4 protein-coding genes are annotated in these 5175 nt (G+C 47.6%); 1 reads left to right on the top strand and 3 read right to left on the bottom strand.

Features of this window, described 5'->3' with window-relative positions:
• The 3 genes from ACESLU_RS11410 to ACESLU_RS11420 form a co-directional block, all read right to left on the bottom strand.
• The coding region (locus ACESLU_RS11410; RefSeq protein ID WP_372638776.1) for a serine hydrolase at positions 1–918 on the bottom strand (918 nt) is incomplete at its 3' end.
• Positions 919–981: 63 nt separating this feature from the next.
• Positions 982–1977 (bottom strand): zinc-dependent alcohol dehydrogenase family protein, encoded by a 996-nt coding sequence (locus ACESLU_RS11415; RefSeq protein ID WP_372638777.1) that lies wholly within the window; start codon positions 1975–1977, stop codon positions 982–984.
• Between the two features lie 11 nt (positions 1978–1988).
• Positions 1989–3524, bottom strand: a complete 1536-nt coding sequence (locus ACESLU_RS11420; RefSeq protein ID WP_372638778.1) for a sodium:solute symporter — start codon at positions 3522–3524, stop codon at positions 1989–1991.
• A 149-nt stretch (positions 3525–3673) separates the two neighbouring features.
• On the opposite strand from ACESLU_RS11420, the gene nagB reads away from it, so the two are divergent.
• A partial coding sequence (gene nagB / locus ACESLU_RS11425) for a glucosamine-6-phosphate deaminase (protein WP_372638779.1) occupies positions 3674–5175 on the top strand: 1502 nt, incomplete at its 3' end.

Below are 5175 nucleotides of genomic sequence, written 5' to 3' on the forward strand. Positions count from 1 at the left end.
GATGAAGGTTCTTCCGTTCACTTTACCTCTTTCAAGCAGCAGGTCAACGAGCACCTGTAAATCATCTATAGTGGAAAAAAGTCCGGCATGACCCGCTACGCCATTGTTCGCATACCAGGAATTGCCGTCATTTACCTCGCCTCGAAGCGTATACTCCCTCCAATTATTCCAGAATTCGGGATCCACATCCACTTGATACCCAAAAGAATCATCGTATACCATCTGCTTTTCAAAAGGATTACCGTGAGAGGTTGCAGCGATAGCTTCTACCTTGAGCCCTTTATTATTGAGAGGATTAAAGGTTGTATGCTCAAGGTTTAAAGGGGTATATAATTCTTTTTCCAAATACTCATCCAGCCGCTGGCCTGAAATCTTTTCAATAATATCCCCCAACAGCATAAAACCGAGATCGCTATAGTGACGTTCCGCTCCCACCGGCCACTTTAGCGGTATTGAAGCGATATATTGATACCGCTCCTGGGCATTTGAAGCGTGATAATAGGTCGGCACCCACTGTGGCAGTCCGGAAGTATGCATTAACAAGTGACGAATGGTAATCTCCGACTTTTCTCCTTTTTTAAATTCCGGTAAATATTTATGAACAGGATCATCCAAATCCAGAGCATCATTATCAGCCATAATCATAATGCCAAGTGTAGTGGCCATAACTTTAGTCAGAGATGCCAGATCAAAGAGATGTCCGGTGGTCATTTGTACGGGATCTTCCAGGCGCTTCAGGCCATAATTGTATTTTTGTGCATAGCCATAGGCCGCACGATGTAAAACCGAATCGCTTTTTTTGATCTGGATAACCGCTCCCGGGATATGATCGGCGGCAATCTCCCTCTGGATCAGCGAATCAATGGCTGGAATACGGGCGAATTGATCCGACGGAGCTGAATCCGGAGAACAGCTCACGATTATGCCGGCTAGTAGTGAAATCCCAAAAAATACTGTTCTATACATTTGCAGAGAGATTGGTTATTCATCTGATGCAATGGTGATTACCGCCGATCCCTCAAAATTTCCATCCCTTAAATCATTAAGAGCCTCATTTGCCTGGTCCAGCGGGTACACCGTTATATTGCTGCGGACAGGAATCTGTGGAGCCAGCTCCATAAACTCTTCCCCATCACGCGTCGTAAGATTCGCCACCGATTTTATACTCCGTTCACCCCAGAGAATCTTATAAGAGAAGGAAGGAATATCGCTCATATGGATGCCGGCGCATACCACCCGGCCGCCTTTTCTCACACTTTTAAGTGCCTGGGGTACCAAAGCGCCAACTGGAGCAAAAATAATAGCCGCATCCAGTGGTTCGGGTGGCAGCGTTTCTGATCCTCCGGCCCAGACGGCCCCCCGTTTTCGTGCAAACTGCTGCCCCGCGTCATCTCCCGGGCGGGTAAAGGCATATGCCTTCCGTCCCTGATGGACAATCAGCTGAGTAAGGATATGAGCTGAGGAGCCGAAACCATAAAGTCCTATTCTGTCGCTTTCGCCAGCCATTCGCAGTGCCCGATACCCAATCAGTCCCGCGCAGAGCAGTGGGGCGGCCTGATGAGCATCATAAGATTCGGGAATAGGGAAACAGTAACGCTCGTCGGCAACGGTAAACTCAGCAAACCCGCCGTTAATATCATATCCGGTAAACCGGGCTTCGTCACACAAATTCTCTTCTCCTCTCCGGCAGAATCCACACTCTCCGCAGGTCTGCCCCAGCCATGGCACCCCAATTTTATCTCCTTTTTGAAATTTCCGAGTGGCGTGTCCTGCTTCCTCCACTACACCGACGATCTGATGACCAGGAATAAGCGGTAGATCTGGATCTTCAAGATCACCATCCAGAATATGGAGATCGGTGCGGCAAACCCCGCACGCCTGCACCCTAATCAGTACCTGCCGATTATCCGGGGAGGGCTTATTCACCTCTTCAAGACGCAGAGGTTCATTCGCCTTATGTAAGACCATTGCTCTCATAACAGTGTAAATTAGTGATTTCGAATACGTGCTGAAAGCGATCCCACAACCACAACGATAAGACTGCCTACCAACGTATAGAGCGGCCAGGCAATGGCCAGAGGCTCGCCGGGCAGCAGGTTGTGAATCGGACCCTCCACCATAAAAAGAAGTGAGATTAATCCCGCGAAAAAGCCGATCATTGCATCCTGTTTATCCGGCTTTGTAAACAGCCTGCCTAACAGGAACGCTCCCAGCAATCCACCATAGGTATAGGAAGCGATACCGAGTCCCAATTCCACAACAGCGGGACGTTCCCCCTCTTGCAGCTGCAAGAAAGCAAAGAAAAAGGCCGAACCAGTTAAAATGATGGCCCAAACGACCGTAATAATCCGGGAGGCGTATAAATCCTCACCCTGAGTATTACCCCTTCCGAAGTATGGTTTGTAAAGATCAAAGGTAGTAGAAGAAGCAAGCGAATTAAGGGATGAACTGAGACTACTCATTGCAGCAGCAAACAGGGAAGCTACTATAAGGCCAGAAAAGCCTATGGGGAGTTCTTCAACAATAAACTTGGCAAAAATTTCGTCGTTGGTAGCCAGCCCCAGTTCGTTAGCCGACTGCGCATCATAAAAGGCATATAGCAACAATCCGATAAATAAAAAGAGTCCAAATTGCAGTGCTACTACTACCCCGCTCCATACCAGTGCCTTCTGACTGTTTTTTGTATTTCGGGTAGTAAGTAGGCGCTGTACAATAAGCTGATCGGTACCGTGGGAAGCAACAGAAAAAACGGCTCCACCAATTAAAGCCGTAAAAAAGGTATACGGCTGAGCAATAAATTCAGTAAAAGAAAGGTCAAATCCGAAATCAAAAAGTTGAAGCTTATCCGCTTCGGCTGCCATACTGAGGGTTCCACCTATCCCCTCCGGCAAATCCGAAATCATAATCGCTCCGGCAAAAATAGCTCCCCCCACATAAACGGCCATCTGCATTACATCCATCCAAACCACCGCTTTAATACCACCGATAAGGGTATATATAAGCGTAACGACCGCTATAGCTGCAATAGCCAACAAATAGACTTCAAAATCGCTCCACCCCATAAAAGCCCCACCCAACCGCATGATTATGGCCAATGGTATAGCGGTGGCAAATAAACGTACACCGTCTGCAAGCAATCGGGTAACCATAAATGTGGTACTGGCTGCATTACGCATAGCACTGCCAAAACGCTCTTTTAAAAATTGATAGGCAGTTGTCATATTCCCTTCAACGTAGGAAGGCAGAAAGAGTAAACTGACAATAATGCGTCCCAAAATATAGCCCAGCGTTATCTGTAAAAAAGTCAGATTACCTCCATAGGCTACAGCAGGAACACTTATAAAAGTAAGAGTACTTGTTTCGGTTGCTACTACTGAAAACAGAACAGCCCACCAGGGAATATCATGTCCTCCCAAAAAATAATCTACTGTTGATGCCTGCTGTCCGGCAATACGAACCCCTATATAAGCTACCCCCACAAGATATACAAAAATAACGACGTAGTCGACGAAAGAAAACTCCAACTCTTCCCTTTTTATCTATTATTTGTCATTTACATTTCGCTCAAAATAGCGTTATTTACGAATTCAAATTATAGAACATTTTTTTTGTAACCCCAAAGTTACTATCAGTAGTTTTGTACAGCTGGTATCCGTAATTAAAAAAATTGTCCATGAATTACTATAACGAAACTGAAAAAGTAACCTACTACGAACACATACCAACAACTATTTACAGCAGTGCTTCCGACGCTTCCAAAGAGGTCGCCGGAGAAGTGGCGGACCTTATACGGCAGCGTAACAAAGAGGGGAAAAATACCGTTTTGGGACTGGCAACTGGTTCCACTCCTACCCAAGTTTATTCCGAGCTGATCCGCCTGCACAAAGAAGAGGGACTTTCTTTCAAGAATGTCATTACCTTCAATCTGGATGAATACTATCCCATGGAGCCTCACTCCCTGCAAAGCTATGTTCGATTTATGAATGAACACCTGTTCGATCATATCGATATACCGGAGGAACAGGTTCATATTCCCGACGGTACCCTGCCCGAAGAAACCATTACCGATTATTGCCGCCAATATGAGGAAAAGATTCGCCAGGCCGGCGGACTGGATATTCAGCTGCTTGGTATTGGCCGAACAGGACACATCGGATTTAATGAGCCGGGTTCTCGACCAGACTCCCGTACGCGGCTAATCACCCTTGATCGCATTACCCGCAAAGATGCCGCCAGCGACTTTTTTGGGGAAGAAAACGTACCGCGACGCGCTATTACCATGGGCGTAGGCACTATTTTGGATGCCGAACGGGTTATCCTGATGGCGTGGGGCGAGGGGAAGGCTCCGATCATCCGGGAGGCTGTTGAAGGAAAAATTCGCGAGCAGGTTCCGGCCACGTATCTTCAGGAGCATGATAACGCTGAGGTTATTTTGGACGACGCCTCCGCCGAAAAGCTTACGCGCCGGAAGACGCCCTGGTTGCTTACCTCCTGTGACTGGGACGGACAGCTCATTCGCAAGGCGGTGGTCTGGCTTTGCCAGGAAGTGGACAAACCGGTACTCAAGCTCACCGATGAAGACTATAACGAGCACGGCATGGGGGACCTGCTTACGGAATACGGTCCGGCTTACGATATCAATCTTAAAGTCTTTAATGAATTGCAGCATACCATTACCGGTTGGCCGGGCGGAAAACCCAATGCCGACGATACCAACCGACCGGAACGTGCCCAACCTTTTCCAAAGCGGGCTCTTGTATTCAGCCCCCATCCCGATGATGATGTCATTTCTATGGGCGGTACGCTTATTCGCCTGGTAGAGCACGGGCACGAGGTTCATGTCGCTTATCAAACGTCCGGCAATATCGCGGTTTTTGATGATGACGTGATCCGCTTCGTGGACTTTGTCTCCGACTATAATGATATGTTTGATATGGAACAGGAAGAAGCGGATAAAATGCTGGAGGATATCAAACAGTTTCTGGACGAGAAAGCGCCGACCCAGGTGGATACCGATGAGATAAAACATATCAAAGGACTCATACGCAAGGGAGAGGCCAAAGCAGCGGGACGGTATTGTGGTATTCCCGAAGACCGGCTTCATTTCCTGGATATGCCGTTCTATGAAACGGGCCGGGTTAAAAAGAAACCCCTTTCCCAGGAAGACATCGATAT

It is taken from the genome of Fodinibius sp. (assembly GCF_041642155.1).
Lineage (GTDB): Bacteria > Bacteroidota > Rhodothermia > Balneolales > Balneolaceae > Fodinibius.

Excerpts from the sequence above, each read along its gene's own strand:
- ACESLU_RS11415 (WP_372638777.1), bottom strand. The coding sequence starts at position 1,977 with ATGAGAGCAATGGTCTTACATAAGGCGAATGAACCTCTGCGTCTTGAA.